Genomic DNA, 24,656 nt, shown 5'->3' with positions numbered 1-24,656 from the left:
TCATAGCATCACACCTGGCCTCCGACGACGGACCTCGCCGACGCACTCCCGACGGGGAGCGTACGACCTGCCCGTGCCCTCATCGTCGGTCGATGTCCGGGAAGGCCCACTGGAAATCGTTGGGGAAGACGAAGTTGGTGAACGAGATACTCACGGAAACATCGAGACTGCGCACGTGGTGCCACCATCCGACCGGGATGAACAGCGCCTCCCCTTCGCGGAGATCGACGGTGATGCGTGTGGCGTCGGCGAAGAGCGGATGTTGCACCCCATTCGGACTTTCCGGGTCGACGGGGCTGAAGACGCCAACCTCGTTGTAGACGCGATGCGCTTCGAGAGCGGGCACCAGGGTGACGCACTTGGCCCCGGTGACCTGGGCAAGGAGAACGTTGGACACATCATGGTGCAATGGCGTCACCGTCCCTGCCGGCCCGAACCAGAAGAACAGTTGGGATCGCCAGGCATCAGGATCGAGGATTCGCGCGTCGAAGTCGAAGTCCTCAAGCAGCCGGGAAACTCCGGGGTTGTCGAAGAAGTGATTATTTGCGACCAGGTAGAAGTCATTGCTTGGTCCACTGGTCATGACGAGATCGATGTATTCGGCAAAACGCATTCGCGCGCGGTGCATATCGAGGTTCTGCTCGTACTGATCATCGGCATGCCGCGCGGTCATGACCTCGACGGTTTCGTTCCCCACGCGTTCGGTCAAGAACTCGGCCGTCCATTTGCGGCGTGCCGCCCAGTGATCTGCCACATCTGTGAGCACCACAGGACGGTTGGCCGCATAGTGTTCGAGAAGAAATTGCTCTCGGGTGATACCCGAGCGGCGAGGCACCTCGGCGTAGGCCGGATCGAGGCGCCGCATCTGCTCCTGAGAAGCCAGCAGCGACTCCAGTTTGCGCAACCGTTGGACGATCCACTCGCCTGCGACCAGATGAGTGTCGAGCCGGACCTTCTCCAACTCGGCCCGAGCCTGATCCTCGGACACTCCCTGGCTGATCAGCGTGTTGAGGATGGCCTGCTCATCTGTTCCCAGCAGGTGGTTCTCTGCGATCCATCGGCGCCAGCTGTCAGAGAGTTCGAAGGCGGTCGTATCCAGCATCGCTCTATGTCTCCTCTGTTGCCGAGACGCGCTGAAGCTCCGGCGGAGTGTGATCGATCGATGTCCATGCGGTGTCCGGGCGCAAGGCATCGAGCTGAACGTCGGCGACGAACGGTGCGATGCTGCGGAGCAGGTCGACAAGGACTGTGTCGCTTAGCAGGTGCGGTTGGACGCCGAGCCGGAGGAGCGCTGAGTGTTTTGCGTTGTAGTAATGGTCTTCGGCCTCAGGTCTGGGATTTCTGACGTTCAAGACCGTGACCGTGTGTCCGAGCTGCATGGCGGCCGCTGCCACCCGCGCCGCCAGCTCGCGCACGCTGAACTGCTCCGCGAACTGATTGAAAACCCGGTACTCCCCGGCTCGTGGCGGATGGTCGATGACGGTTTCAATCGATTGCAGTGTGTCCAGGATATTGAGGAATCCACGTGTTTGACCGCCTTGCCCATACACGGTCAGGGGCTGGTCGGCGAGAGCCTGGACGCAGAAACGGTTCATAACGGTGCCGAAGACCGGATCGTAGTGGAAGCTCGTTTGCAGCTCCGGGCAGAGCCGCGTCTGTTCGGTCCACATGCCGTAGACGATGCCCTGGTTGAGGTCGGATGCTCGCAACCCCCAGGCATTGCAGGCGAAGGCGATGTTATGGCTGTCGTGAACCTTCGAGAGGTGATAAATCGATCCGGGTTGCTTGGGGAAAGGCAACACGTCGCGCCGACCGTTGTGCGCGACTTCCAGAAAGCCTTCCTCGATGTCGATGTTCGGGGTGCCGTACTCACCCATCGTCCCCAGCTTCACCAGATGACACTGCGGCGCGTGCCGACGCAGCGCGAAGAGTATCCGCAGTGTGCCCACGACGTTGTTCACCTGCGTCTGGACTCCGTGTTCCTCGTCCATCATCGACATCGGCGCCGAGGGTTGTTCCGCGAAGTCGATGAGCACGTCGGGCTCAAAGTTCGAAATCAGGTCGTCGAGGAAGCCGGACACGCACAGGTCACCGATTTCGACCGATATCGTTCGGCCGGACATCTGGCGCCAGATACGGGCTCGGTCAATCAGACCAGAAACGGGTGCCACGGGCCTGACGGAGAGTTCGCTCTCCCATGCACGCTTGATCAGGCTGTCGACGGCGAGCACGTCGTGGCCGTGCGCCGCCAGTCGCATACACATCGGCCAGCCGAGATACCCATCGGCGCCGGCAACGATTATCCTCATCCGCGCTCACCCTCCGTTGGCCAGTGGATGTCGAAGTAATCGAAGTACCAATCGTCATCTCTGATACGTGTTCGACGCAATTCATCCCGCCTGCCCCAGGCATCGCTGAACGTCAACCGTGCAAAAGCCGACGGAAATGCCTTGTGCCCGTTCATCGCGGCCACGACCTGAGTCAGTCGCGTTTGCCCTAGATGGACCGTCGCAGTTCGCAACACGTTATGGAGCATCAGCTCCCAGTTCAGCGAGAAGTTGCGCACTTTCTTGAAGTGATGCGCCACGTTGACACTCGGTACCATGAGGCAGCGGTATCCCAACAACCAGAGTCGAAATGAGAGTTCGGCGTCTCCAGTACCCCAGATCAGCAATCCAGAATCGAAGCCACCGGTTACGTCGAACACGTCGCGTCGTAGCGCGTAGAAGCACCCGGGAAGCATCGGAACCTCGTACGGTTCCATGCTCTTCTTGGAAAGCCAACGCCAGCTCAGGTTTGCATCGGACCACACATGCCCATACCCCGTCGAGCCCGGGCGTCCCATCATGTCGATACCGGGCCCCACCGCTGCGACGGCAAGCTCGGAAAGCGCGTCGGCGAAATGCTTGGGCCACCCGGGCGATGGGGCGACGTGAGCATCGGCGAACACGATGAACGGACGAGTCGCCAGCGCCGCCCCGTAATTGCGGGCGCGCAGCGCTCCCAGTCGCTCCGCCGGCTTCACCACCCGCACATCGCGGTATCCGCTGTACAGGAAATCCGCGCTTCCATCAGTCGATCCGTCATCGATGACGATCACTTCGCTACCGGGCATGGCGGTGCCGAGCAGAGCATCGACCGTTCTGCGCAAATTCTCACCCTCATTGTGCGTGGGAATCACAATTGAGGCCTCACCCGATAGCGTCGTCGTCATCGAATCATTGACCTTCTGCTCGAAGTGTGTTTTCCCTCTGCGAGCTGCTGTTCCTCCCTGATCTACTCATCCCTGATCCCTGAGGAGCTGTCCCGTCATCCGCGGTGGGCGCCGACCATCACACCCGCTGTTGCCGCCTCAGCCTCCGCCTCAGCCTCCGCCACTGCCTCCGTTGCCGTCTCCGTTACCGCCAGGATCCGGCGTCGGTGCAGGCGTCGGAGGTGGCGTCGGTGCAGGAGTGGGCGCCGGGGTGGGCGCGGGCGTCGGTGCGGGGGTGGGCGCGGGCGTCGGTGCAGGAGTGGGGGTCGGAGTGGGCGCGGGCGTCGGTGCAGGAGTGGGCGCGGGCGTCGGTGCGGGCGTCGGTGCGGGGGTGGGCGCGGGCGTGGGTGCCGGGGTCGGTGCGGGCGTCGGCGCGGGCGTCGGCGTAGGTGTGGGGTGCGGGGTCGGTGTGGGTGTGGGAGTCGGCGTGGGGTGCGGTGGCGTGGGGGTCGGCGGCGTGGGGGTCGGGTGCGGTGGCGTGGGCGTCGGCGGCGTGGGGGTCGGGGTCGGCGTGGGCGTGGGCGGCCGGGTAATCGGGAATGGAGAATCATTCTGCAAACCCGAAGGCACGCCCGGCGGGAAACGAAAAGCCAACAGACCCGCAAAAGCAGGGAACGGATCAGCCGCGTCACCAGTGAGAGAATGGTACGTTTGCGACAATGTTGTTCCGGCTGCTGCGACGATCGTGCTCCATGTATGGCCGAGCTGATACCGAAGGTAGTTCAGGAACAGGACAGAGCACCCGTTCGCAACCGGATCGGTGTCGCCAGGAGTTGACGCAGTTCCGGTAAACGTGTTGTTCACCCAGTCAGGCCGGGTACTGTCGAGCCACTCCGCCGCGGTGGCGAACCCCGGAGTTTTGATCTGGTCCGGATAAATAGCGGTGGCTAGCACCCGGGACAGGCCCTCCCCATTGCTGGATCCACAGTTCCAGCCCTGAGCCTGTGCGGCCTCGAATACTTCAACCACCTCGGCGGCGAGGACAAATGCCGTGAACTGCGCAACCACTGCTGGCGTGGTGACGACTCCGCAGTAGATGTCGGTTGCGGCACATCCGTAGTGGTAAGCACCACCGACGCCGGCCGCGATGATCACGTTGAAGGGAGTACCAGGAGGCTGGATGCCGCCAAACTCACCCTTGATCGTGGTCAGATCTCGTTCGCAGACGGACAGCACAGTGCCGGCGATAATGTTTCCAGCTGCACCGACCGACGGGTCGACGTATACCTTGAAATTCGCAGTCGATCCAGACAGTACCGCATTGGGAAAATCTCCGCGCCCGATGGTGCCACCGATGCGCGTGGGCGCAACGGGGGCAAATACTTTCGAACGGTAGTCGAGCCCTGACATCTGAACTCCTCACGCCAAGCGAGCACACTCGCTCCGGAAAATGGATCAGTTGCCTACGGAGCAAAGCGCCCGCACATTTTCAGGTTCGTTGACGCTCGTCAGATTTCTTCGTTCTCGGCCGCAACTATTTTGTCGCTGACTCGTCGCTGACTCATTGACAATCCTCTGGCGGCCGATGCCAGGTCGCAACTTCGGATCTTGGAGAAGAGCAGAGAATGCCCGATGGGCATGGACCACCGTGTAAGTGAGATTGAGAGCGTTTGACGCTGCACGGCCACCAGCGACGCGACTGGCTCGCCGCCCTGCGCTCTCTCATGCGGCCCCTGCCAACCCACCGCCTGCTTGGGGTATCGCCGAGATACGAGCCAAAGGGGAAATGAGTTGATCTTGAAGCCTTGAGCATCTCGGCCCGTCACCCGTTCGGCTCAGTGTCGTTGGTCGTGTTGTTGTTGTCATCGGGGCCCGGGGCGGGCTTGTGACCTCGATCGAGCGGACCGCGTACCCGCGGTTCTTGTGTCCTCAACATGAAAGAGAGTTGGTCGTAGGGCAGCTTCCAGGAATGGTGCTGTACGGAAGATGAAGGTTTTGTGGCCCTCCGAAGCCGCCCTGCGGGGAGAGGCTTCAAACCGCCTCATGCCGCGTTGGCTGAAGACCGTCGTGGTGAGCGATGAGGAAAAGGCGTCGTAAGAGGCGTCAGGTGGGGACTGGGAAGACGAACGCAAGTGAATCGCTGCTGACGTGTTGAAAGGGTAACAGGCGACATCAGAACCGGGGTGTGAACCGAGCTTCGGGATAAGTCTGACGGGTGCCCGTTTATTGGTCAGATGGGGTCCGGAATGTAGGCGACGTGAGTCCAGTCTGCGGATTTCGTATGGAACGGGAGAAGGCATACCCCGATATTGCCCGCCACATAGTGGTGGGCGAGAGGGAGAGCTCCAAGCAGCGGACACTGCAAGGGGTTGAGTACTGATGCGGGGTGTGCCGGCGGACCGGCTCGTAGTAGTGGTGAAGCCCCTGTAATGGGGGTGGAGCGAAGGGGCCGGGTCGTTCGTGACTGTGTTGATCGCATCAACCGGACATCGGCCGGGAGGATTCCAATGGGCCAGTTGAAGTCTCAGATCAAGTAGTTTGATATCTCGAAGTGGGAAATCAAGGAGGCGTGGGAAGAGGTCAGGGTGAATAGGGGTGCGCCTGGTGTGGACGGGCAGAGCATCGACGACTTCGAGAGAGACCTGAAGAACAATCTTTACAAGGTCTGGAATCGCATGTCGTCAGGCTCATACTTTCCGCCACCAGTGCGGGCGGTGGCCATTCCTAAGCCGCACGGCGGCGGTGAGAGAATTCTAGGGATTCCCGCTGTCGCCGACCGGGTGGCTCAGACCGTAGTGGCCCGGCATCTGATGCGCAGGGTGGATCCCATTTTCCACCCAGACAGCTTCGGATACCGGCCCGGACGGTCCGCTTTGGACGCAGTGGGAAAATGCCGGGAGCGCTGTTGGAAGCGGGACTGGGTGGTGGAGTTCGACATCACCCAGTTCTTCGACAGCGTGCCTTGGGACCTGCTGGTCAAGGCAGTGGAAGCGCACACTGATGCCGTCTGGGTGAACTTGTACGTGCGGCGGTGGCTCGCTGCCCCGCTTGTCATGCCGGACGGCTCCCGAGTTGAGCGGGAACGCGGGACGCCGCAAGGCGCCCCAGATTCCCCCTTTTGGCGAACCTGTTCCTGCACTATGCGTTCGACACCTGGATGGCCAGGGAGCTCCCGACCGTCTGGTTCGAGCGCTATGCGGACGACGCGGTGCTGCACTGCGTCACGGAGCGTCAGGCCCGCGCTGTGCTGGCCGCGCTCACAGACAGGATGGCCGAGGTTGAGCTGCAACTGCACCCGGCCAAGACCCGGATCGTGTACTGCAAGGACGGACAACGCCGAGGCTCCTTCGAGCACACGGCGTTCACATTCCTCGGGTGCACCTTCCGTGCCAGACGGGGCCGGACCCGACACGGCAGGCAGTTCCTGTCGTTCGATCCGGCAGTCAGCAAAGACGCCCTGAAGAAGATGAGCCGGGAGGTGCGCTCCTGGCACCTGCACACCCGCTCGGAACTGTCCTTCGATGAACTCGCCCGCAGGATCAACCCTGCGGTTGCGGGCTGGATCAACTGCTACGGGCGTTGTCGGCCCGCGGAGTTGCATCCCTTCTTGATGCGCATCAACGCCTACCTGGTGCGCTGGATCCGCCAGAAGTGCAAGCGGCTCGCGGCCAAGCGGAAGGCCATCGCGAAGATGCAGGAGATCGCCCAGCGATACCCGCGCATCTTCGCGCACTGGCGCTGTACCCCAACTGTGAACGCCGTGGTGGTCTGATGATCAGAGCGACAAGAGCCGTGTAACGGGCGACTGTTACGCACGGTTCTGTGAGAGCCGGAGGGTGAGACTCCCTCCGGCTACTCGGCAAGCGGATGATCACTGCGCATGAGCTGCATCTGTTCTTCACGCCGACTCGCGATGAGCTTCAGTGGGCGGCCGATGCCACGGATGGTGACGAGCATCTGTTGGCCCTGCTGCTGATGCTGAAGTCGTACCAGCGCATGGGCTGCTTCCCCGCGCTGGAGGACGTGCCGGAGCAGGTGGTAGTTCGTGAGGCGGCAGGTGGAGCTGCCGGAGGGCACGCTGCCGCTGTACCGGGCTGAGCGGACCGTCAAGCACCACCGGGGCCTGGTCCGCAAGAAGGTCGGCGTGAAGTACGACCAGGGCGAGGCCCGCAGGATCGCCGAGCGGTCGATCCGCAAGGAGGCCGCGGCGAAGAACCGGCCGGCGGACCTCATCAACATCGCGCTGGAGAAGGTCGTGGAGGCCGTCGAATCGGCCCCCTCGGCCGTCTTGGCGTCCACCTGAGCGGTGAGGCGGTGGGCGTGGAACTCCGCCTCGTCGATCCTGATCGCCGCGTCCGCGACCTGGAGGTGCGTCAGCGCGGCATCGCTCTGCCGCTCGTAGGAGGTGTAGGTGATCTACCGCTCGGGCAGCCGCTGGAGGAACACGTCCATGGCGCCCTTGGCCATCCGACGACGGAGCCCACCGACGAAGCGGCGGCGACCGGCAGCAGCGGGGCCCGGTAGATCGACTGGCCCGCGTTGGCCTGGGAGGCGGACTGGCCCTGGAACACCGAGCCCAGCGGCAGCACCCGCTCCTCCGGGACGAACACCCCCTCGGCGACCGTGGTGACGCTGTCCGTGCCCTTCAGCCCCGCCGCGTACCAGTCGTCGATGACGGTCAGGTCCTCCATCGGCACGAGCGCCATGACGGGCATGGGCTCGCTGTCCGCACGGATCAGGACCGCGACGATGAGCTGCCAGTGGGCGTGCAGGGCCCCGGTGATGAACCCCCACCGCCCGTCGACCACGATGCCGCCGTCCGCCGGGGCGGCCGTCGCCGTCGGGCTCGGGGTCCCGCAAATCCGTACGTCGGGGGTGGAGAAGACCTCCGCCTGCGCCCCGTCGGGGAACAGCCCCGCCAGCCAGGTCGGGATCCAGTACACGGACGCCGTCCAGGCGGCGGAGCCGTCGGCCCGGCCGAGCTCCACCGCCACCTCGTACAGGGTGCGGGTGTCGGACTGGTGACCGCCGTACTGAGCGGGGGCCCGCATGCGGAAGAGGCCGACGTCGGTCAGGACCTGGATGGACTTGTCATGGATCCGCCGGTTCTCCTCCGATCAGTCGGCGTGCTCGCGCAGCGTGGAGGCCGACTCCGTCGCGTTGCGGACCAGTTGTTCTCGTGTCGTCGTCTGAGCCGTCAGCACCGTGTCCTCTTTCTCGGGTGAAGAGATCCGGATGAAGCGCTTCGAGCATGGGAACGGGGCCCGCACCCGCAGATCTTCAGGATTGCGTAGTGGCACTTCCGACCGTGCTGGGCTCCGACTTGCCAGCCGTCTCGTCGGCCGTGCCGTCGGGCTGCTGTTCACTCCCCGCGCTGGGGCGTACGTGCCGCAGCACCACGACGGAGAGCACGGCGAAGGCGACCATGGCGACGGCGGCCGAGACGGCGACGATGTGCAGCCCGCGGGTGAAAGCCTCACGGGCGACGGACAGCAGGTCTTCCCCCACGGCCCCGGGGAGATCGGCGGCGGCCTGCGAAGCGCTCGAGAGGCTGTCGCGCGCGGTGTCGGCGGTGCCCGCCGGAACGTCGGCGGGCATGTTGTCGTCCATCCGGCCTCGGTAGACGGCCGCGCCGACGCTGCCCAGGACGGCGATGCCCATCGCGATGCCGAACTCGCCGTTCGTCTCCGACATCGCCGCGGCCGAGCCGGTCTTCTCGGGAGGTGCGGAGCCCACGACCAGTTCGGTGCTCAGCACACCCATCGGGCTGGTGCCCGCGAACGCGATGGCGTATCCGGTCACCACCAGGGCGATGCCGCCCTTGTCGTCGACCTGGGTGATCAGCAGCAGGCCGACCGCCGTCACCAGCAGGCCGATGGCGATGGCGTAGGCCGGCCGGATGCGGCGCGCCAGGTTGGGCGCGGCCAGGTTGCCGACGATCGCCAGGGCGAAGGACGGCACCAGCCACAGCCCCGCCTCCAGCGGGGAGAGCCCCGCCACCTGCTGGAGGTACAGGGAGACGAGCAGCGTCACGCCGCCCATGGTGGCGGAGCACAGCAGGGCGACGCCGAGGGCGGAGCTGAGCGTGCGGTTCCGGAACAGCCGCAGGTCCAGCAGCGGGCTGGCCAGCTTGCGCTGCCGCTGGACGAACACGACGCCGATGACGACACCGGCGAGGAGGGGCAGCAGCGTCGTCGCCGCGAATCCGTCGGTGGCCAGCTTCTTGGCCGCGTAGATGACCGGCAGGATCGTGGCGAGGGAGAGCACGACGCTCGGCAGGTCGGTCCTGCCCGCCGTCGGGTCGCGGTGCTCGGGCAGCAGCAGCGGGCCGAGGATCAGCAGCAGCACCATGACCGGCACGCCCAGCAGGAACACCGAACCCCACCAGAAGCGGTCGAGCAGCGCGCCACCGGCGACCGGGCCGAGCGCCATGCCGCCCATGAAGCAGCTCATCCAGACGCCGATGGCCGTGCCCCGCTGCTTGGGGTCGTGGAACATGTTGCCGATCAACGCCAGCAGGGACGGCATCAGCGTCGCCCCCGAGATGCCGAGGACCGCGCGGGCGGCGATCAGGGTGTTGGGGCTGCCGGCGTAGGCGGCGAGGGCCGATGCGACGCCGAAGGCCGCGGCGCCGAACAGCAGCAGCTTGCGCCGCCCGATGCGGTCGCCGAGGTTGCCCCAGGTGATCAGGAACCCGGCGATCATGAAGCCGTAGATGTCCATGATCCAGAGCTGCTGGGTGGCGCTGGCGCCCAGGTCCGCGCTCAGGTGGGGGAGGGCCAGGTTCAGCACGCTGACGTCCAGGGACAGCAGGAGCGTGGGCAGGGCCAGAACGCCCAGGCCGATCCACTCCCGCCGCCCCGCCCTCGCGGGAGCCTCACTGGTCGTGTTCGTATCCATCACTGAACCTTCCGTCTACTCCGTCAGGGGACCGAGCGGGGGCCCGGCAGTTTGTGGAGGCACCGGGCAGACGCCGGGGAATTCGCGGCTGCCCGATGCCCCTCCCACTCTGCCCAGCAGCGCTTTCGGAGCACTGTCGGACGGCATTCGCTCCCCTGTCGGACGGCATTCGATACCGTTGCGCATGCGTTTCGGTGTGTTGGGCCCGCTCTCGGTACTGACCGAGGACCATCGTCCGGTCAGGATTCCCGAGCAGAAGATCCGTGCTCTGCTGGCCGATCTGCTGGCCCACGGCGGGCGCCCCGTCCCTACCGACCGGCTGGTGCACGACCTGTGGGGCGACGCCCCTCCGGCCAACCCGGTGGGCGCGCTGCAGATCAAGATCTCCCGGTTGCGCCGGGTGCTGGAAGAGGCCGAGCCCGGCGGCAGGAACCTGCTGGTGTCGCTCGCGACCGGATACGTGCTGGAGGCCCCCGGCGACGCGGTGGACGCCAGCCGGTTCGAGACGTTGGTCGAACGGGCCCGGACGGCTCCGGAGCCGCGGGGACGCGCGGCCCTGCTGACCGAGGCGCTCGGGCTGTGGCGGGGGGCGGCGTTCGCCGACTTCGATGATCAGCCCTTCCTCCAGCCTGCGATCACCCGTCTGAGCGAACAGCGCCTGTCGGCCTGCGAGGACCAGGCCGAGGCCCGGCTGGCGCTGGCCGAGCACCAGGCCCTGACCGGGGAGCTCGGTGAACTGGTGGGCCGGTATCCGCTCCGGGAGAGGCTGCGGGCCTCGTACATGCTCGCCCTCTACCGATCGGGGCAGCAGGCCGAGGCGCTGGCGACGTACGAGGAACTGCGGCGGCTGCTCGTCGAGGAGATGGGGCTCGACCCGGGCGCCGAGCTGGTCGGTCTGCACGGGGCGATCCTGCGGCAGGACCCGGCGCTCACCCCGATGCCCGGTTCCGGCCCCGGCAGCGCCCCGGTGACGCCCGCGGGCAGCAACCTGCCCTCCCCGATCACCGCGCTGATCGGCCGGGACACGGCCGTCGCCGAGGTACGCGCCCTTCTCGGGGCGGGCCGTCTGGTCTCCCTCATCGGGCCCGGCGGAGTGGGCAAGACCCGGCTCGCCCTGGAGATCGCGAGCCGGTCCGTCGGCACGTTCCCCGACGGGGTGTGGCTGGTGGAACTGGCCCCGCCGGCGCGCTCCGGCGTCCCTGAGCAGGCGGAGCCGGCGACCGAGTCGGTGGCCCAGGCGGTGATGGCGGTACTGGGGGTGCACGAGGCCGCCGCTGCGGACCCCGGGGCCGCCGGGGGAGGCAGGACACCGGCCGGGCAGCTCGCGGACTATCTGCGGACGAAGCAGGTCCTGCTGGTCCTCGACAACTGCGAGCACCTGATCGAGGCCACCGCGGCGCTGACCGAGACCCTGCTGCTGGCCGCGCCCGGCCTGCGGATCCTGGCGACGAGCCGGGAGCCGCTCCTGCTCGCGGGCGAGGCCCGATGGCCCGTGCCCCCGCTGGAGCTGCCCGACCCCGCGGACGACGCACGCCCGGAGGCGCTGGAGCGGTCCAGCGCCGTACAGCTCTTCGTGACCCGCGTCCGCGACATCGTGCCCGGATTCTCGCTGACCGCGGACAACGCCCGCGCGGTCTCCACGGTCTGCCGCAGACTCGACGGCATCCCGCTCGCCCTGGAGCTCGCCGCCACCCGGATCCGTGCTCTGGGCGTAGGGGGCCTGCTCGCCCGGCTCGACGACCGATTCCGGCTGCTGGCCGCCGGGTGCCGGGGGGCCGCTCCGCGTCAGCAGACGCTCCGCGCGATGATCGACTGGAGCTGGGAGCTGCTGACCGAGCCCGAGCGCATCGTGCTGCGCAGGCTGGCCGTCCAGGTGGACGGCTGCACGCTGGAGGCGGCCGAGGCCGTGTGCGGCGGCGAGGACGTGGCGGCCCGGGACGTGCTGGACCTGCTGGCGCGGCTGGTGGACCGCTCCCTGGTGGTGGCCGTGGAGCGTGTGGGCGGCCACCGCTACCGGCTGCTGGAGTCCGTCGCCGAGTACTGCCGCGAGAAACTGCGGGAGGCCGGGGACACCGAGCCGGTGCGGCGTCACCGGCGCTACTACCGGGAGCTCGCCGAACGGGCCGGGCCGCACCTGTACACCGCGGACCAGCAGGGGTGGCTGGACCTCCTCGACACGGAGCGCGGAAACCTGCGCAGCGCGCTCGCCGGCGTGATCCGGGACGCGGCCGAGAACCGGGCGGGCGCCAGGGACGCGGCCCTGCGGTTCGCGAGTTCACTGGCCTGGTACTGGTTCCTGCGCGGGCGGCTCCGCGAGGGCATGCGACAGCTCGGCGCGGCCCTGGACGCGACGGCCCCGGACGGCGGGGAGACGGAGCCCGTGCCGGGCGCCGTCCGCGCGGTGGCCTTGGCCTGGCAGGCTGGTTTCACGGTGCTGTCCGGGGACGCGGCGGACGACGGACCCAGGCGGCGGGCGGCACAGGCGCTGGACCGGGGGGACGACGAGCCCGCCGACCGGGCGCGGGCGCGCTGGTTCCTCGGCTTCATCGAGTGCGACTTCGGGGATCTATCGGTCAGTGAGGAACTCGTCGGCGCGGCGCTGGCCGCCTTCGACGGGCTCGGCGACCGGTGGGGCACGGCGGCGGCGCTGGGGACCCGCGCCAAGCACGCGATGGTGCGCGGGGATCTGGCCTCGCTCCGACGGGACGGCGAACGCAGTGCGGCGCTCTTCCTGGACATCGGCGACCGCTGGGGGTACCTCCAGGCGACGGACTCCCTGGGCAACCTGGCCGAGATCGCCGGCCGTTACGAGGAGGCCACCGAACTGCACTGGACCGGGCTGCGCACCGCGCAGGAGCTGGGCCTGTGGTCGGAGGTTTCCAGCAGGCTCTCCTGGCTCGGCCGGGTGGCGATGCTCACCGGCGAGTTCGAGCAGGCCAGGGAGCTTCACGAGCGGGCGATCCGGCTCGCCAGGGAGCACAGCTTCAAACCGGGGGAGATCTTCGGGGAGATGGGGCTCGGGATCGCGGCCCGCAAGGCGGGAAAGCTGGAGATGGCCGAGACACATCTGCGGCGAGTGCTCGACTGGATGCCGCAGGAGCGGTCTGAACTGGGCAACACCCTGCCGCTGGCGCTGATCCTGCCCGAGCTGGGGTTCATCGCGGAGGCGCGGGGCGACACCCGGGCCGCGCTGGCCCTGCACCTGGAAGGCCTCGACGTCGCACGGCAGTTGGCGGGGGACCCCCGGGGGGTGGTGATCGCGCTGGTGGGACTGGCCGGAGTGCACGCGCAGCTTGGCCGCCACCGCGATGCCGCGCGGCTGCTGGGTGCGGCGGCCGAGGCCGGCGAGGCGACGAACGCTCCGCCGGCGCCGGCGGAGCGGGGCGACGTCGAGCGCATCACAGCGAAGGTCCGTGGCGTCCTCGGCGACAGGGCCTACCGGGACGCGTACGCGGACGGCCGCCGGGCCGACCTCGACGAGCTGAGGTCGGTGGCCGGGGACCTGCCCTCTCAGCCCTGAGCCGGCGGATCCCCGGCGGCCCGGCACTCCCGTACGGCGGCGGTGAACTCCCTGACGACGGTGTGCACTTCGTTTTCCCGCAGCGCCTGGTGCAGCGGCAGCAGTCCCGTCCAGACCGCCAGAGTGACGGTGATCACGAACACCCTTCGGGGGCTGCTGCGTAGGCTTGTGCAGTCGTCGCGGTGAGGTCCGGGAGGGCTGGCGAAGCTCTCTCGGGAAACTTGACGATGTGTCAGGAATGTCAGCAATTGGTCAGTGTCAGTCCTCGAAAACCTGGTGAAAGCTGACCGAACATGCGACTCGTCGTAAGGTAGAGAAACCGCCCTTGACCTGCAAAATCGCAGGCAGGGAGCCTAGCTCCAGGAGTACCTCGATGTTGCGTACCATGTTCAAGTCCAAGATCCATCGGGCCACCGTGACCCAGGCCGATCTGCACTATGTCGGTTCCGTCACCATCGACGGCGAGCTGATGGAGGCCGCGGACCTGCTGCCCGGTGAGCTGGTGCACATCGTCGACATCGACAACGGGGCCAGGCTGGAGACGTACGTCATCGAGGGCGAGCGTGGCTCCGGGGTCATCGGCATCAACGGCGCCGCCGCCCACCTCGTCCACCCCGGCGACCTGGTCATTCTCATCAGTTATGCCCAGGTCGACGACGCCGAGGCCCGCTCGTTGGTCCCGTGTGTCGTGCACGTCGACGGGTCGAACCGTATCGTCGGGGTCGGTGCCGATGCCTCCGAGCCCGTGCCGGGCACCGCCACCGAGCGGAGCCCGCACGGAGTGCCCGCAGGGCGCTGATCCGGGGACCGTCCCAGCACCGAGGGAGCAGTTGCCATGGCGGAGCAGACCGGCCGGACCGAGATCGGCATCCGCGACGACCGTGCGAACGGCGAACTGCGCGCGTACGAGAGCGACGAGGCCGTCGGAGGCATCGCGTATTTCGTGACGGACGGCGAGCCCGCCGGGCTCGTCGCCGTGCACACCGTCGTCCAGCCGGGCCACGGGGGCAAGGGGGTGGCCGGTGCCCTCGTCCAGGATTTCTACGCCCTTGCGGGCCGGGAAGGTGTGCCCGTCGTCCCGCTCTGCCGGTACGCCGCGAAGTGGGCTCGGCGCCACCCCGGCCTGGGCCACGAGGCCCCGTCGGAGCTCATGGAGCGGGCGAGGGCACAGCCGGCCTCGCACCCCGAGCTGCTCCGATCCCGGCAGGGACAGGGGAAGGGGCGGGTACGGTTCGGCCGATGACACTCGCACTGCTGCACACCTCACCGGCCCATGTTCCGGTTTTCGACGCCCTTCGCGACGCGGAACACCCCGGACTCGTCCTGCGCCATGTGGTGCGCGAGGACCTGCTCGCCCGGGCCGGGGAGTGCGGCCCCGAAGCGGTGTCGGACGCGGTCGGGGCCCTGCTCGCGGACGCCGCGGCCGAAGGTGCGTCGGCCGTGCTCTGTACCTGTTCCACGATCGCCGGGGTCGCGGAATCGGCCGGGGCGAGGGGCGGCGTGCCCGTGCTGCGGGTCGACCGTCCGATGGCGGCGGCAGCGGTGGAACGGGGGCGCGTGGTGGTACTCGCGGCGCTGGCCGACACTCTGGCGCCGACGCTCGCGCTGCTCGCGGAGGAGGCGGGGGAGCGGCCCGTCGATGTCCGTGCCGTGCTCGTCGACGGGGCCTGGGCGCGGTTCCGGGCCGGTGACCGCGACGGCTACCTGGACCTGGTCGTGAGGGCGGCCGACGCGGTGGCGGACGCCGACGTGATCGTCCTGGCCCAGGCGTCCATGGCAGACGCGTGTGCGCGGACGGCCACCCGGGTCCCGGTGCTGTCCAGCCCCCGTTCGGGCCTGGCCGCCGCAGCGGCCGTGGCGGGCGGCCGTACCACCCCGTCGCCCCGGACGGACCATTCGGAACCCGGACGCACGGGCTCACCGGGCGCGGGCAGCCGCTCCGCGCGACGGTGGAGGGAGAACCGGACCCACCCCTCGCCGTTCGGAGATTCGCGATGACCAACCCTTACCCCGACCCGGTGCCGCCGGCGCCCACTCCCGGGCCGATGCCCGAGCCGCCGCCGATGCCGCAGCCCCCGGCTCCGCCACCCGGTCCCGTGCCACCGGGTCCGGCCCCGGACCCGATTCCGCAGCCGCCCGCCCCGACCCCCGAGCCGGTGCCGGAACCGGAGCCGTCGCCGCACCCGCCCGGATGACCGCCGCCGGATGCGCCGCGCGGGCCGGGACCCGGTGGGGCGGCCGGTGGTCCGGCCCGTGCGGCGACGAGGTGCGGGCATGGTCCGTGCTCGACGGATCGGGTCGGCCGGCCCGCCACCGAGGACGGGCCGTATCGGGTCCGGTGCGCCGGACCGCGTGGCGTGTCCGGGCACCCGGGACGGTCCGTCAGGCGATGATCGGGACCACGGCCTCCGGTGTCAGCATCCGGAACGCGAAGGACTGCTGGAAGTAGAGCCGGATGCCGGTCGCGTCATGGTCCTGGTAGCCGATCGACAGGTCCTGCCCGAGGCTCAGTTCGAAGTCGCCGCCCCGAGTGGACAGCAGCACACCGCCGCGCACGGCGGGTGCCCACAGAATCCGGTCGTCGAGGAGCCGGGCCAGATGGGTGGCGACCGGGTACCCGTGGTCGGAGGTCTCGGTGGCCTCGGTGAAGGCGTCGGCACCGAGCAGCAGCCGGTACGGCCCGTCGACCCCGGCCAGCCGCAACTGGGTCAGCGCCTGGCTGACCGTGGCCGGATAGTCGCGGGCGTCGGCCGGCAGCGCCAGCGGCGTGTGCGAGGAGCCGTCCCGGAGCCCGGTGACACCGCCCGACGCGTACCCGTCGATGATCGCCATGTCCTCGGCGAACGCACAGGTACGGGCTGCGTCCTTGACGGGCTGCCAGTCGCTGTCGTCGGAACCGCGCTCCACGTCGTCCACGGCCGCCCGGGTGACCGTGAACGGAACCCGCCACTCGATGACGGGCACCGCGGTGCGGGCGCGGGCGATCACATCCGGCGTCGGCGGGTCGATGTCGCGCAGGTGCCCGTCCCCGACGGCTGCCAGCTCCGGACCGGCGGGCCCGGTGACGTCGACGACGCGGCGGCCCGCCACGTGGCGGCTGAAGGTGCGCCGGGCCTCCTCCTCGATCTGGTCCCAGGCGGCTTCCGTGACGGGGGCGAGTTCGCGGTGCAGGTTGTTCATCACGTGGCGCTTTCTTGCAGGCTGCCGATGTGCAGCGAGCCGTCGTCCGGCCGGTCCGCGACCGCGGTCCGCACGAGGGACGGCACGGGGGCCGGCTCGGACGGGGCCTCGACCGCGGTCGCGGCGGGCGATGGCGGGGCGTCGAAGAACTCGGCGCCTGGGGCGTAGAACAGCGTGCCGGTGACCGCCGTCGAGAAGTCGAGGATGCGGTCGTGCATGGCGGGCGGGCTGCCGAGGAACATGTTGCGGAGCATCTGCTCGGCCACGTCCGGGTCGGCGGCGTAGCCGATGAAGTAGGTGCCGAACTCGCCCCGCTCGAAGCTGCCGAACGGCATGTTGGCGCGGAGGATCTCGCGGGAGGTGCCGTCCGGTTTCGTGATCGTGTTGAGGGCGACGTGCGAATCGGGGGCCTTGACGTCGTCGGGATACTCGGTGTCGGTGAACTTCGTCCGGCCGATGACGCGTTCCTGCTCCTCGGTGCTCAGCTCGTTCCAGGCCGCGAGGTCGTGCACGTACTTCTGCACGATCACGTAGCTGCCACCGGCGAATCGGGGGTCCTCGTCACCGACCAGGGCCGCCGCCAGGGCGCCCGCCCCGACGGGGTTCTCGGTGCCGTCGACGAAGCCGAGCAGATCCCGGTGATCGAGGTAGCGGAAGCCCTGCGTCTCGTCGACCACCGTCACCGCGGGGCCGAGCCGGTCGAGCAGCTGGGCGGCCCATTCGTAGCACACGTCCATGCGCTCGGCCCGGATGTGGAACAGCAGGTCGCCGGGGGTGGCGGGGGCATGGTGGCGGGCACCGCGCAACTCCGGGAACGGGTGGAGCCCGGCGGGCCGAGGTCCCGCGAACAGCCGGTCCCAGGCGTCGGAACCGAAGCCGACCACCGCGTTGAGTTCCGAACCGGGGAACCGGAATGCGAGCGAGCGGGCGATCGCCGGAAGATCCGGCAACACCTCGCGCACGGTGCTCTCGCCGCCGGACTCGACCGTGGCGACCAGGATGAGGGCCGCGTTGGTCAGCTGGGCGACGACGGGCTGGGCGGCGGCCGGATCCGGCGGGACGTCGGGCATACGAGGGCTCCAGGGGCATCGGTGTCGGGCGGTGCGGCTGCCGGACACCACGGGACGGGCGATGGCGGCCGGGCGGCGGCTGCCTCGGCGACCGCCGGTCCGAGGCGTGCCGGAAGACGGGCTCGCTGCTACTTACGCACACGGACGGCGCAGCCGCACCCCGGGGCATCCGGCAGGGTGACGCCGATGGGGGATCGGGCGGCGCGGGGACGGACGGACCACAGGCGGGTCCTCCCCGGGCCGGACGCCGGTCGGGGGACGGGCGCACGAATCCGCCCCCCCGTGTCCGGCGCTGAGGCACGCCCACGTGTCCGCCCCGGGCCGGACTCGGGTCCGGGGGACGGGCGCACGACTTCGCGTACCCGCGTCGGCGCGGGGACAGCGCCCACGCGTCCGCAGCCGGTCGGGGCGCCCGAGGGTGGCCGGGCGTCCGCGGCGCCCGTCGCCGGTCGCGTCTGCCGCGGCCACCGCGGTCGGGGTGATCAGCCCGTCCCGATCTCCGACCGGTCCCCGCCCCAGAGCGTGTGGAAGGAGCCCGCGCGGTCGGTGCGCCGGTAGGTGTGCGCACCGAAGAAGTCCCGCTGCCCCTGGGTGAGCGCCGCGGGCAGCCGGTCCGCGCGCAGCCCGTCGTAGTACGACAGGGCTGCCGCGAATCCGGGCGTCGGCACCCCCTGCCGCGCCGCCTCGGCGACGACCGCGCGCCAGTCGTTCTGCGCCGCACCGATCTCCTCGGCGAACCGTTCGTCGGACAGCAGGCTCAGCAGCTCGGGCCGGGTGTCGTACGCCGCCCGGATCCGGTCCAGGAACGCGGCCCGGATGATGCATCCGGCGCGCCAGATCGCCGCCACCGCGCCGAGGTCGATGTCCCAGCCGTACGTCTCGCTGCCCACCCTGATCTGATGGAAGCCCTGCGTGTACGAGACGATCTTGGACGCGTACAGGGCCTGCTCCACCCGGTCGGCGAAGGCGGCGGCGTCCGCCTCGTCCAGGACCCGGGCCGACGGTCCGGCCAGCTCCTTCGCCGCCTCGCGCAGATCCGCGTGACCCGACAGCGAACGGGCGAACACGGCCTCCGCGATGCCGGAGACGGGCACTCCGAGGTCGAGCGCGGTCTGCACCGTCCAGCGGCCGGTCCCCTTCTGTTCGGCCCGGTCCTGCACGATGTCGACGAACGGCTCTCCGGTGGCCGCGTCGGTGTGGGCGAGGACCTCGGCGGTGATCTCGATCAGATAGGAGTCGAGGCGGCCCGTGTTCCAGCGGCGGAAGGTCTCGGCGATGCGTGCGGGGGAGTAGCCGGCCACCCTGCGCAGCAGGTCGTACGCCTCCGCGATCAGTTGCATGTCGGCGTACTCGATGCCGTTGTGGACCATCTTCACGAAGTGCCCGGCGCCGTCGGGGCCGATGTGGGTGGTGCACGGGCTGCCGTCCTCGGCCCGCGCGGCGATCCGTTCCAGCATCGGCCCGAGCGAGGCGTACGACTGGGACGAGCCACCGGGCATGATGCTCGGCCCGTTCAGTGCGCCCTCCTCGCCGCCGGAGATGCCGACGCCCACGAAGTGGATGCCGCGTCCGCGCAGGTCCCGCTCCCGGCGCCGGGTGTCCTCGAAGTGCGCGTTGCCCCCGTCGATGATGAGGTCGCCCTCTTCGAGGAGCGGGGCGAACTCCTGGATCACGGCGTCGGTGGGGCCGCCCGCCTTGACCATGATGACCAGCCGGCGCGGCCGTTCCAGTGCCGTGACGAACTCCTGCGGTGTCCGCCCGGCCACGAACGAACCCTCGTGGCCGAACTCCTCGACCAGGGTGTCCGTCTTCGAGGTCGTCCGGTTGTGCACGGCTACCTCGAAGCCGTGGCGGGCGAAGTTGCGTGCGAGGTTGCGGCCCATGACCGCGAGCCCCGTGACGCCGATCTGTGCGGTGCCGCTCATCCGTGTGCCCTGCAATCTCTGTCGGGGGCCGGGATCCTCAGTATGGGCACGGCGCACGGAGCGGGCCGTTCGGCGTGGGCCGTCCGGGCGTTCCTCATGCACATGAGGAGAACACAGCAGGAGCCCGGGTACCGCTGCGGAGTGTCCCGGCCGTCGCGAGGTGACGCGGCTGCGGGCCGATCCCGCCGTCGCCGTCCGGACCTCCCCCTACCGGCGAGACCATCCGTGCGATGCCGCGCGCCCACGGCCTGGCCGGGCCCGATGTCACGGACGCGGTACGGCTGCCGCGCAGCGCTCTCCACGGCTGCTGCGCCCCGGGGGCGAACTGCGGCTTCCGGTGTGCCCCGCGATGTACGGATGTCGTGGGAACGTGCCGTCGAGGCCCCGCACTTCCCGCTGGAGTACTGGCAGCCCGCCACGAACGAGGGGGAGCACGACGACCGACCACGGGAAGCCCGACCGCGACGGCCCGACCGCACGGGCCTGCCGCCGGTCCCGACGCCGCCCGCGGGGCCGGACGGCGAAGCGGCGGGCGCCGGGGCGGACCGGCCTGGTGCTCTTGTCATCTTGCTTTGCCTGCCCCTAAGTTGAGCGCTTGCGACGTGTCCAACCGCCAGTGGGGGAGCCACATCATGGCCGCAACCGGACGGCACCGCAGGTATCAACCCAGTCGGCTGAACCGTGTTTCGCTCACGGTCACCGCCGGTGGTGCCGGACTCGCGCTCCCGCTCATCGCGGCGGCCTCGGCGGGCGCCGCGTCGGCGGACGTCTGGGAGAAGGTCGCCGCCTGCGAGTCCACCGGCGACTGGCACATCAACAACGGCAACGGCTACTTCGGCGGCCTGCAGTTCTCCCGGTCGACGTGGGCGGCCTACGGCGGCACGGTCTACGCCCCGCGCGCCGACCTCGCCACCAAGGACGAGCAGATCGCCATCGCCGAGAAGGTGCTCACCAGGCAGGGGCCCGCAGCCTGGCCGCGCTGTTCGACGCGGGCCGGGCTGACCACCGGCGGGGCGCCTTCCGGCATCGCACCGCAGTCGGAGCGCAGCAGCCAGGCACGGGCGCCGAAGAAGCAGTCGCCCGGGGAGCAGAAGCCCGAGAAGCGGGCGTCCGAGAAGCAGGCACAGGACGAGCAGGCGCGGGGCAAGCAGGCATCCGGCACGTCCGCGGCGGGGACGGCCCGGACGAAGCGGACCTCCGCCCCCACCAGGCCCACCACCGGGCCCGGCAGGCGCGATTCGTACACCGTGACCCGCGGCGACTCGCTCTCCGCGATCGCCGAGAACGAGCGCCTCCCGGGCGGCTGGCAGCGCCTCTACGCGGAGAACCGCACGGTCGTGGGAGCCGACCCGGATCTCATCTTTCCCGGACAGCGACTGAGTCTCGATGCGGCCCGGACGCGGGGAACGGGCCACGAATCGGAACGGGTTGCGACGGCGGGGCCCGGGGCGCGGCCGGAGCGGGCGGCGGAACCGGACACGAAGCCGCCGCATCGGGAGGCCGAACCCCGGAAGGAGCGGACCGAGCAGCGACGGACGGTCGCACCGCAGCGACAGGTCGCCGGGGAACGGCACGATGCGGTGAAGCCCCGGGCACACGCCACCGCTCCCCGGGAGGCCGGGACGAGTCTCCCCGCACCGGCGGCCAAGCCTCCCGCACCCGCACCGAAGCCCCGCGAGACGGTGGCGAAGCCCCAGGCACCGGCCGCGAAGCCCCCGGCACGGGCCACCGCGCCCCGGGTTCCGGCAGCGAAGCCGAAGCCGCACCCGAAACAGACCGAGTCGCAACACCCCTCGCGGTCGCAGCACCGTCCGGGTCTCGTCGCGCCGGTCGCCGCGGGCATCGGAACGCCGTACCACCGGGCCGGGGCCTGGGCCAGCGGCTATCACACCGGAATCGATTTCCCCGTCCCGACCGGTACGTCGGTCAAGGCGATCGCCCCAGGGACCGTCGTCTCGGCGGGCTGGGCGGGGGCGTACGGGTACCAGGTGGTCATCCGGCACAGCGACGGCAAGTACAGCCAGTACGCGCATCTGTCCGCGCTCCATGTGCGCGAGGGCCGGCACGTCTCCGCCGGGCAGCGGATCGCCCGCTCGGGCTCGACGGGGAATGTGACCGGTCCGCACCTGCACTTCGAGATCCGCACCGGCCCCGGCTACGGGTCGGACATCGACCCGCTGGCCTACCTCAGGGCGGGCGGCGCCAGGGTCTGAACGGCTGCCGGGGGAACGGTTCCGTCGGCCCCGGCCCTCGTTCCCCCCGGGTGTGCCGGGCCGGGCTGCGGCGAGCGCCCGTCGGCCCCGGCGCCGAGGGCCGTCGCGTTCGGGCACACCGGTTCCGGCCCCTTCACGATGGCGCGTGGCGGTACTTCGCCCGCAGGGCCCCCGGCGACCTGCTCCGCGCCCAGCCGTTCCGTCGTGAGCAGGACCAGCCCACCGGCGGCCACCACGCCGCAGACCAGGGCGAGCACGATCCCCGACGCACCGTGCCGGAACCGTTCGTCGAACATCGTGATGCCGACGACCGCGGCCATCACCGGGTTCGCCACGGTCACCATGGCCAGCGGCGCGGTCAGCCCGGCACCCCGGTACGCGGCCTGGGAGAGCAGCAGCCCGACGGCGGCGAAGACGGCGATCGCCGGAAGCGACGGCACCCCGGCCGTCGGTGTGCCCGAACTCCACTGCATCGCCGCCGTCTTCGTGAACACCGAGGCCATGCCGAAGGCAACGCCCGCGGCCCCGGCCAGGATCACGCTGCGCACGACGGAGCGGCGCGCCGTCCGGGAGATCAGGAGCAGCGCACCGAGTACCCCGAGCGTGACACCGGCGAGCCTCAACTGCTCCCGGCCGTCCAGTGCATGGGGCCCGGAGCCGCCGGTGAGCGCGAGCAGACCCGCCAGGCCGACGGATGTCATGATCGCCCCGCGCCAGGCGGCGGCTCCCGGACGGCGCCCGACGAACACCGCAGCCATCGGCAGCACGAAGACGATGGTCAGCGCGCCGAGCGGCTGGACGAGACTGAGCGGACCGTACGCCAGGGCCACGACATGGAGCACCGCCCCCACCCCGTTCAGGGTCACCGCCGCCCACCAGATGCGGTTGCGGACGAGTGCGAGAGCGCGGTCCTCACCGGCCGTGGCCACGTGCTCCTGGACGATCGCCCCGGCCGCGTAGGCGACCGCCGAGACCAGCGAGAGGAGCACGGACAGCGCAAGGGAACTCATGTGCCCCACGATGTCTCCTCGCGGCCGCCCCGTCGTCGTCCCTGAGTCGTCGATCTTCCGTACTGCCGAGGTAGTACGGGTGTGATACCCGGGGTCCGTCTTCCGAACGACCAGGAACGCACGAGTCCGAAGAGGATACGGTGAACCCCGGGCATGGGACCGGCGGCCGCACGGGGCGGCCGGCGACCGTACGGGCACGGACGACGCCCGGCGAAGCGGAGGAACACGGAACGATGGACGAGTCCGCGACGGTCGACCTCGGCGGTTTCTTCGCGTTGCGCACCACCGCCCCGCCCGAGGGGGAGCACCGCCCGCTGGCACGACTGTACGCGGGGGACACGGCACCGCTCACGGCCCGGATCGACGCGGTCGCCGCCCGGCACCGCACCCACGAGCGCAGGGTCGCCGCCTCCATCGCGCAGTTGGGGCTCGCCGCCCGGCTCTGGTCGATCGCCCTCGGACCGGCCGTGCTGACCGGACGGTTTCCCGAGCTCCGGCCCGGCGCCGTGCACTGGGACCCGCGGGCCTCCACCCCCGACGACCTGTGGCTGGACACCACGGACACGCTGCCCGCCACCGCCGACCGGATCCGTGAGGTCGTCCAGTACGGCCATCTGGCGCCCCTCGCCGAGGCGGTGCACCGGGACGGCCCGCTGTCGGACCGGCTGATGTGGGGAAACGCCGGGTCCGCGCTCGCGGGTGCCCTGAGCCAAATAGTCGACTGGTGCCGTACGCACAACCGCCCCGACGCGGCGGCACGGGCTCGGGCACTGACTGCCGAACTCTTCGACCATCCGGACCTGCGGGACACCGGCGCCCCGCACGACACCGCGTTCCGTCGCCGCAGCTGCTGCCTCTACTACCGCTGTCCCGCCGGAGGGCTGTGCGGCGACTGCGTCTTCGTGAGGTCCTGACACGCGGCGTCTTCGCGAGGTTCTGACGCGCGGCCGGGGACCGGAGGAGGCGACGTGAGCCGGTGCACGCCCCCGGACCGCGCAACGGCCGCCGCTCGCGGAGACGACGCAACCGGTGAACGGATCGGCTCCGTCGCCGGTCGCGCCCGCTGCCGCCGACGGCTCCCGGCCGTCTGGTCGTGGGGCGGGCGGCGTCCCGCCCGCCCCACAGCTCAGCCGCTGAGCTCGAACTCGGCGCGGACGCGTTTGCCCACCGGCACCCGTTCGGCGGTCAGGCGGTCGCACAGTGCCACGACGATCTCCATCCCATGGCCGGCGGGCCGGGCCGGGTCGGGGGGGCAGAACAACGGGAGCGCCGTGCTGCTGTCGTACACCGTCACGCTGATGCGTTCCGCGGTGCCCTCCAGCTCCAGCAGATACGGGCCCTGGCTGTACCGGTCCGCGTTGGTGACCAGCTCACTCACGGCCAGCATCAGATCGCCGCGGGTGCGCTCACCGAACACGGCGAGCCACTCGGCGGCCAACCGCATCAGAAAGCGGTCGGCCAGCGCCCGGGCCCTGGCGATGCAGCCGGGCTCGCCGTCGAACACCTCGGCGCTGTGCAGCACCTCCGTGTGGCGCTCCGGACAGGGGTGGTCGGCCGGTCGCGAGGTGACCTGTTCGTTCATGTGCTCCAGCCAGGGCGACGCAGGGGTGTCGGGTGACAGCTTCCGGACGTTCGCCTACCCGCG

General features: G+C 69.8%; 20 protein-coding genes and 1 pseudogene. 10 read left to right on the top strand and 11 right to left on the bottom strand.

Translation table 11 applies throughout. The features are described from left to right. Nucleotides 1–79 precede the first annotated feature (79 nt). From ACFC79_RS31225 to ACFC79_RS31215, 3 genes are read right to left on the bottom strand one after another with little or no spacing between them, the layout of a single operon-like run. Complete coding sequence (locus ACFC79_RS31225) at nucleotides 80–1,102, bottom strand: cupin-like domain-containing protein (protein ID WP_376247089.1); 1,023 nt, start codon at nucleotides 1,100–1,102, stop codon at nucleotides 80–82. A gap of 4 nt (nucleotides 1,103–1,106) precedes the next feature. Then, nucleotides 1,107–2,309, bottom strand: coding sequence for an NAD-dependent epimerase/dehydratase family protein (locus ACFC79_RS31220; protein ID WP_376247086.1), 1,203 nt, complete (start codon nucleotides 2,307–2,309; stop codon nucleotides 1,107–1,109). Beyond that, nucleotides 2,306–3,214, bottom strand: coding sequence for a glycosyltransferase family 2 protein (locus tag ACFC79_RS31215; RefSeq protein WP_376247083.1), 909 nt, complete (start codon nucleotides 3,212–3,214; stop codon nucleotides 2,306–2,308). The genes ACFC79_RS31220 and ACFC79_RS31215 overlap by 4 nt, the downstream gene beginning before the upstream one ends. A gap of 2,654 nt (nucleotides 3,215–5,868) precedes the next feature. Here ACFC79_RS31215 and ACFC79_RS31210 point away from each other — a divergent pair. From ACFC79_RS31210 to ACFC79_RS31195, 4 genes and pseudogenes are all read left to right on the top strand, one after another. Continuing rightward, nucleotides 5,869–6,518 (top strand): annotated as a pseudogene (locus ACFC79_RS31210) (reverse transcriptase domain-containing protein); the annotation flags it as partial. Between the two features lie 141 nt (nucleotides 6,519–6,659). Further along, nucleotides 6,660–6,965: a group II intron maturase-specific domain-containing protein gene (locus tag ACFC79_RS31205; protein WP_376247092.1), complete on the top strand. Its 306-nt coding sequence runs from the start codon at nucleotides 6,660–6,662 to the stop codon at nucleotides 6,963–6,965. A 95-nt stretch (nucleotides 6,966–7,060) separates the two neighbouring features. After that, a complete protein-coding gene (locus tag ACFC79_RS31200) occupies nucleotides 7,061–7,291 on the top strand; it encodes a DUF4158 domain-containing protein (RefSeq protein WP_376247080.1) in 231 nt (76 codons plus the stop codon). After that, complete coding sequence (locus tag ACFC79_RS31195; protein ID WP_376247077.1) at nucleotides 7,239–7,496, top strand: hypothetical protein; 258 nt, start codon at nucleotides 7,239–7,241, stop codon at nucleotides 7,494–7,496. The genes ACFC79_RS31200 and ACFC79_RS31195 overlap by 53 nt, the downstream gene beginning before the upstream one ends. A 70-nt stretch (nucleotides 7,497–7,566) precedes the next feature. On the opposite strand, the gene ACFC79_RS31190 is transcribed toward ACFC79_RS31195, so the two are convergent. Both ACFC79_RS31190 and ACFC79_RS31185 read right to left on the bottom strand, forming a co-directional pair. Next, complete coding sequence (locus ACFC79_RS31190; RefSeq protein ID WP_376247075.1) at nucleotides 7,567–8,244, bottom strand: hypothetical protein; 678 nt, start codon at nucleotides 8,242–8,244, stop codon at nucleotides 7,567–7,569. 229 nt (nucleotides 8,245–8,473) lie between these two features. Further along, entirely contained in the window at nucleotides 8,474–10,093 is a 1,620-nt protein-coding gene (locus ACFC79_RS31185; RefSeq protein ID WP_376247073.1) for an MFS transporter, read from the bottom strand. A gap of 184 nt (nucleotides 10,094–10,277) precedes the next feature. On the opposite strand from ACFC79_RS31185, the gene ACFC79_RS31180 reads away from it, so the two are divergent. After that, nucleotides 10,278–13,613, top strand: coding sequence for a BTAD domain-containing putative transcriptional regulator (locus ACFC79_RS31180; RefSeq protein WP_376247071.1), 3,336 nt, complete (start codon nucleotides 10,278–10,280; stop codon nucleotides 13,611–13,613). Here the strand turns inward: ACFC79_RS31180 and ACFC79_RS31175 are convergent. After that, a complete protein-coding gene (locus tag ACFC79_RS31175) occupies nucleotides 13,604–13,750 on the bottom strand; it encodes a hypothetical protein (RefSeq protein ID WP_376247068.1) in 147 nt (48 codons plus the stop codon). The genes ACFC79_RS31180 and ACFC79_RS31175 overlap by 10 nt on opposite strands. Nucleotides 13,751–13,986: 236 nt before the next feature. On the opposite strand from ACFC79_RS31175, the gene panD reads away from it, so the two are divergent. Genes panD through ACFC79_RS31160 form a run of 3 tightly spaced genes read left to right on the top strand, consistent with a single transcriptional unit; the run spans nucleotide 13,987 to nucleotide 15,611 of the window. Beyond that, nucleotides 13,987–14,412 (top strand): aspartate 1-decarboxylase, encoded by a 426-nt coding sequence (panD, locus tag ACFC79_RS31170; RefSeq protein WP_376247065.1) that lies wholly within the window; start codon nucleotides 13,987–13,989, stop codon nucleotides 14,410–14,412. Between the two features lie 36 nt (nucleotides 14,413–14,448). Further along, complete coding sequence (locus ACFC79_RS31165; protein ID WP_376247062.1) at nucleotides 14,449–14,856, top strand: GNAT family N-acetyltransferase; 408 nt, start codon at nucleotides 14,449–14,451, stop codon at nucleotides 14,854–14,856. Then, complete coding sequence (locus ACFC79_RS31160) at nucleotides 14,853–15,611, top strand: arylsulfatase (protein ID WP_376247059.1); 759 nt, start codon at nucleotides 14,853–14,855, stop codon at nucleotides 15,609–15,611. Before ACFC79_RS31165 ends, ACFC79_RS31160 begins: the two co-directional genes overlap by 4 nt. A gap of 384 nt (nucleotides 15,612–15,995) precedes the next feature. Here the strand turns inward: ACFC79_RS31160 and ACFC79_RS31155 are convergent, their stop codons facing one another. The 3 genes from ACFC79_RS31155 to gndA all read right to left on the bottom strand — a co-directional run bounded on the left by ACFC79_RS31155 (nucleotide 15,996) and on the right by gndA (nucleotide 19,788). After that, nucleotides 15,996–16,793: a family 1 encapsulin nanocompartment shell protein gene (locus ACFC79_RS31155; RefSeq protein ID WP_376247057.1), complete on the bottom strand. Its 798-nt coding sequence runs from the start codon at nucleotides 16,791–16,793 to the stop codon at nucleotides 15,996–15,998. Then, nucleotides 16,793–17,863, bottom strand: coding sequence for a Dyp-type peroxidase (locus ACFC79_RS31150; RefSeq protein WP_376247054.1), 1,071 nt, complete (start codon nucleotides 17,861–17,863; stop codon nucleotides 16,793–16,795). The genes ACFC79_RS31155 and ACFC79_RS31150 overlap by 1 nt, the downstream gene beginning before the upstream one ends. Nucleotides 17,864–18,345: 482 nt before the next feature. Next, nucleotides 18,346–19,788 (bottom strand): NADP-dependent phosphogluconate dehydrogenase, encoded by a 1,443-nt coding sequence (gene gndA, locus ACFC79_RS31145; protein WP_376247051.1) that lies wholly within the window; start codon nucleotides 19,786–19,788, stop codon nucleotides 18,346–18,348. Between the two features lie 632 nt (nucleotides 19,789–20,420). Between gndA and ACFC79_RS31140 the strand changes: the two genes are divergently transcribed. After that, a complete protein-coding gene (locus ACFC79_RS31140; protein ID WP_376247049.1) occupies nucleotides 20,421–22,001 on the top strand; it encodes a peptidoglycan DD-metalloendopeptidase family protein in 1,581 nt (526 codons plus the stop codon). On the opposite strand, the gene ACFC79_RS31135 is transcribed toward ACFC79_RS31140, so the two are convergent. Beyond that, the gene (locus tag ACFC79_RS31135; RefSeq protein ID WP_376247046.1) at nucleotides 21,971–23,011 is read right to left on the bottom strand and encodes a DMT family transporter; all 1,041 of its coding nucleotides are present in this window, start codon (nucleotides 23,009–23,011) and stop codon (nucleotides 21,971–21,973) included. The genes ACFC79_RS31140 and ACFC79_RS31135 overlap by 31 nt on opposite strands. A gap of 233 nt (nucleotides 23,012–23,244) precedes the next feature. Here ACFC79_RS31135 and ACFC79_RS31130 point away from each other — a divergent pair, with 233 nt between their 5' ends. After that, nucleotides 23,245–23,925 carry a (2Fe-2S)-binding protein gene (locus tag ACFC79_RS31130; protein WP_376247043.1) on the top strand — a complete coding sequence of 227 codons (681 nt, stop codon included), beginning with the start codon at nucleotides 23,245–23,247 and terminating at the stop codon, nucleotides 23,923–23,925. Nucleotides 23,926–24,137: 212 nt separating this feature from the next. On the opposite strand, the gene ACFC79_RS31125 is transcribed toward ACFC79_RS31130, so the two are convergent. Next, nucleotides 24,138–24,593 (bottom strand): ATP-binding protein, encoded by a 456-nt coding sequence (locus tag ACFC79_RS31125; protein ID WP_376247041.1) that lies wholly within the window; start codon nucleotides 24,591–24,593, stop codon nucleotides 24,138–24,140. Nucleotides 24,594–24,656: the final 63 nt, after the last annotated feature.

The organism is Streptomyces sp. NPDC056061 (genome assembly GCF_042266885.1).
GTDB lineage: Bacteria > Actinomycetota > Actinomycetes > Streptomycetales > Streptomycetaceae > Streptomyces.
The sequence above is the reverse complement of the archived record's forward strand: the minus strand, read 5'-3'. Positions and strand labels throughout refer to the sequence as shown.

What these genes read in the sequence shown, in the direction of transcription:
- ACFC79_RS31225 (WP_376247089.1), bottom strand. Translation starts at nt 1,102, where the DNA reads ATGCTGGATACGACCGCCTTCGAACTCTCTGACAGCTGGCGCCGATGG.
- ACFC79_RS31220 (WP_376247086.1), bottom strand. Translation starts at nt 2,309, where the DNA reads ATGAGGATAATCGTTGCCGGCGCCGATGGGTATCTCGGCTGGCCGATG.
- ACFC79_RS31215 (WP_376247083.1), bottom strand. Translation starts at nt 3,214, where the DNA reads ATGACGACGACGCTATCGGGTGAGGCCTCAATTGTGATTCCCACGCAC.
- ACFC79_RS31205 (WP_376247092.1), top strand. Translation starts at nt 6,660, where the DNA reads ATGAGCCGGGAGGTGCGCTCCTGGCACCTGCACACCCGCTCGGAACTG.
- ACFC79_RS31200 (WP_376247080.1), top strand. Translation starts at nt 7,061, where the DNA reads ATGATCACTGCGCATGAGCTGCATCTGTTCTTCACGCCGACTCGCGAT.
- ACFC79_RS31190 (WP_376247075.1), bottom strand. Translation starts at nt 8,244, where the DNA reads ATGCGGGCCCCCGCTCAGTACGGCGGTCACCAGTCCGACACCCGCACC.
- ACFC79_RS31185 (WP_376247073.1), bottom strand. Translation starts at nt 10,093, where the DNA reads ATGGATACGAACACGACCAGTGAGGCTCCCGCGAGGGCGGGGCGGCGG.
- ACFC79_RS31180 (WP_376247071.1), top strand. Translation starts at nt 10,278, where the DNA reads ATGCGTTTCGGTGTGTTGGGCCCGCTCTCGGTACTGACCGAGGACCAT.
- panD (WP_376247065.1), top strand. Translation starts at nt 13,987, where the DNA reads ATGTTGCGTACCATGTTCAAGTCCAAGATCCATCGGGCCACCGTGACC.
- ACFC79_RS31165 (WP_376247062.1), top strand. Translation starts at nt 14,449, where the DNA reads ATGGCGGAGCAGACCGGCCGGACCGAGATCGGCATCCGCGACGACCGT.
- ACFC79_RS31160 (WP_376247059.1), top strand. Translation starts at nt 14,853, where the DNA reads ATGACACTCGCACTGCTGCACACCTCACCGGCCCATGTTCCGGTTTTC.
- ACFC79_RS31155 (WP_376247057.1), bottom strand. Translation starts at nt 16,793, where the DNA reads ATGAACAACCTGCACCGCGAACTCGCCCCCGTCACGGAAGCCGCCTGG.
- ACFC79_RS31150 (WP_376247054.1), bottom strand. Translation starts at nt 17,863, where the DNA reads ATGCCCGACGTCCCGCCGGATCCGGCCGCCGCCCAGCCCGTCGTCGCC.
- gndA (WP_376247051.1), bottom strand. Translation starts at nt 19,788, where the DNA reads ATGAGCGGCACCGCACAGATCGGCGTCACGGGGCTCGCGGTCATGGGC.
- ACFC79_RS31140 (WP_376247049.1), top strand. Translation starts at nt 20,421, where the DNA reads ATGGCCGCAACCGGACGGCACCGCAGGTATCAACCCAGTCGGCTGAAC.
- ACFC79_RS31135 (WP_376247046.1), bottom strand. Translation starts at nt 23,011, where the DNA reads ATGAGTTCCCTTGCGCTGTCCGTGCTCCTCTCGCTGGTCTCGGCGGTC.
- ACFC79_RS31130 (WP_376247043.1), top strand. Translation starts at nt 23,245, where the DNA reads ATGGACGAGTCCGCGACGGTCGACCTCGGCGGTTTCTTCGCGTTGCGC.
- ACFC79_RS31125 (WP_376247041.1), bottom strand. Translation starts at nt 24,593, where the DNA reads ATGAACGAACAGGTCACCTCGCGACCGGCCGACCACCCCTGTCCGGAG.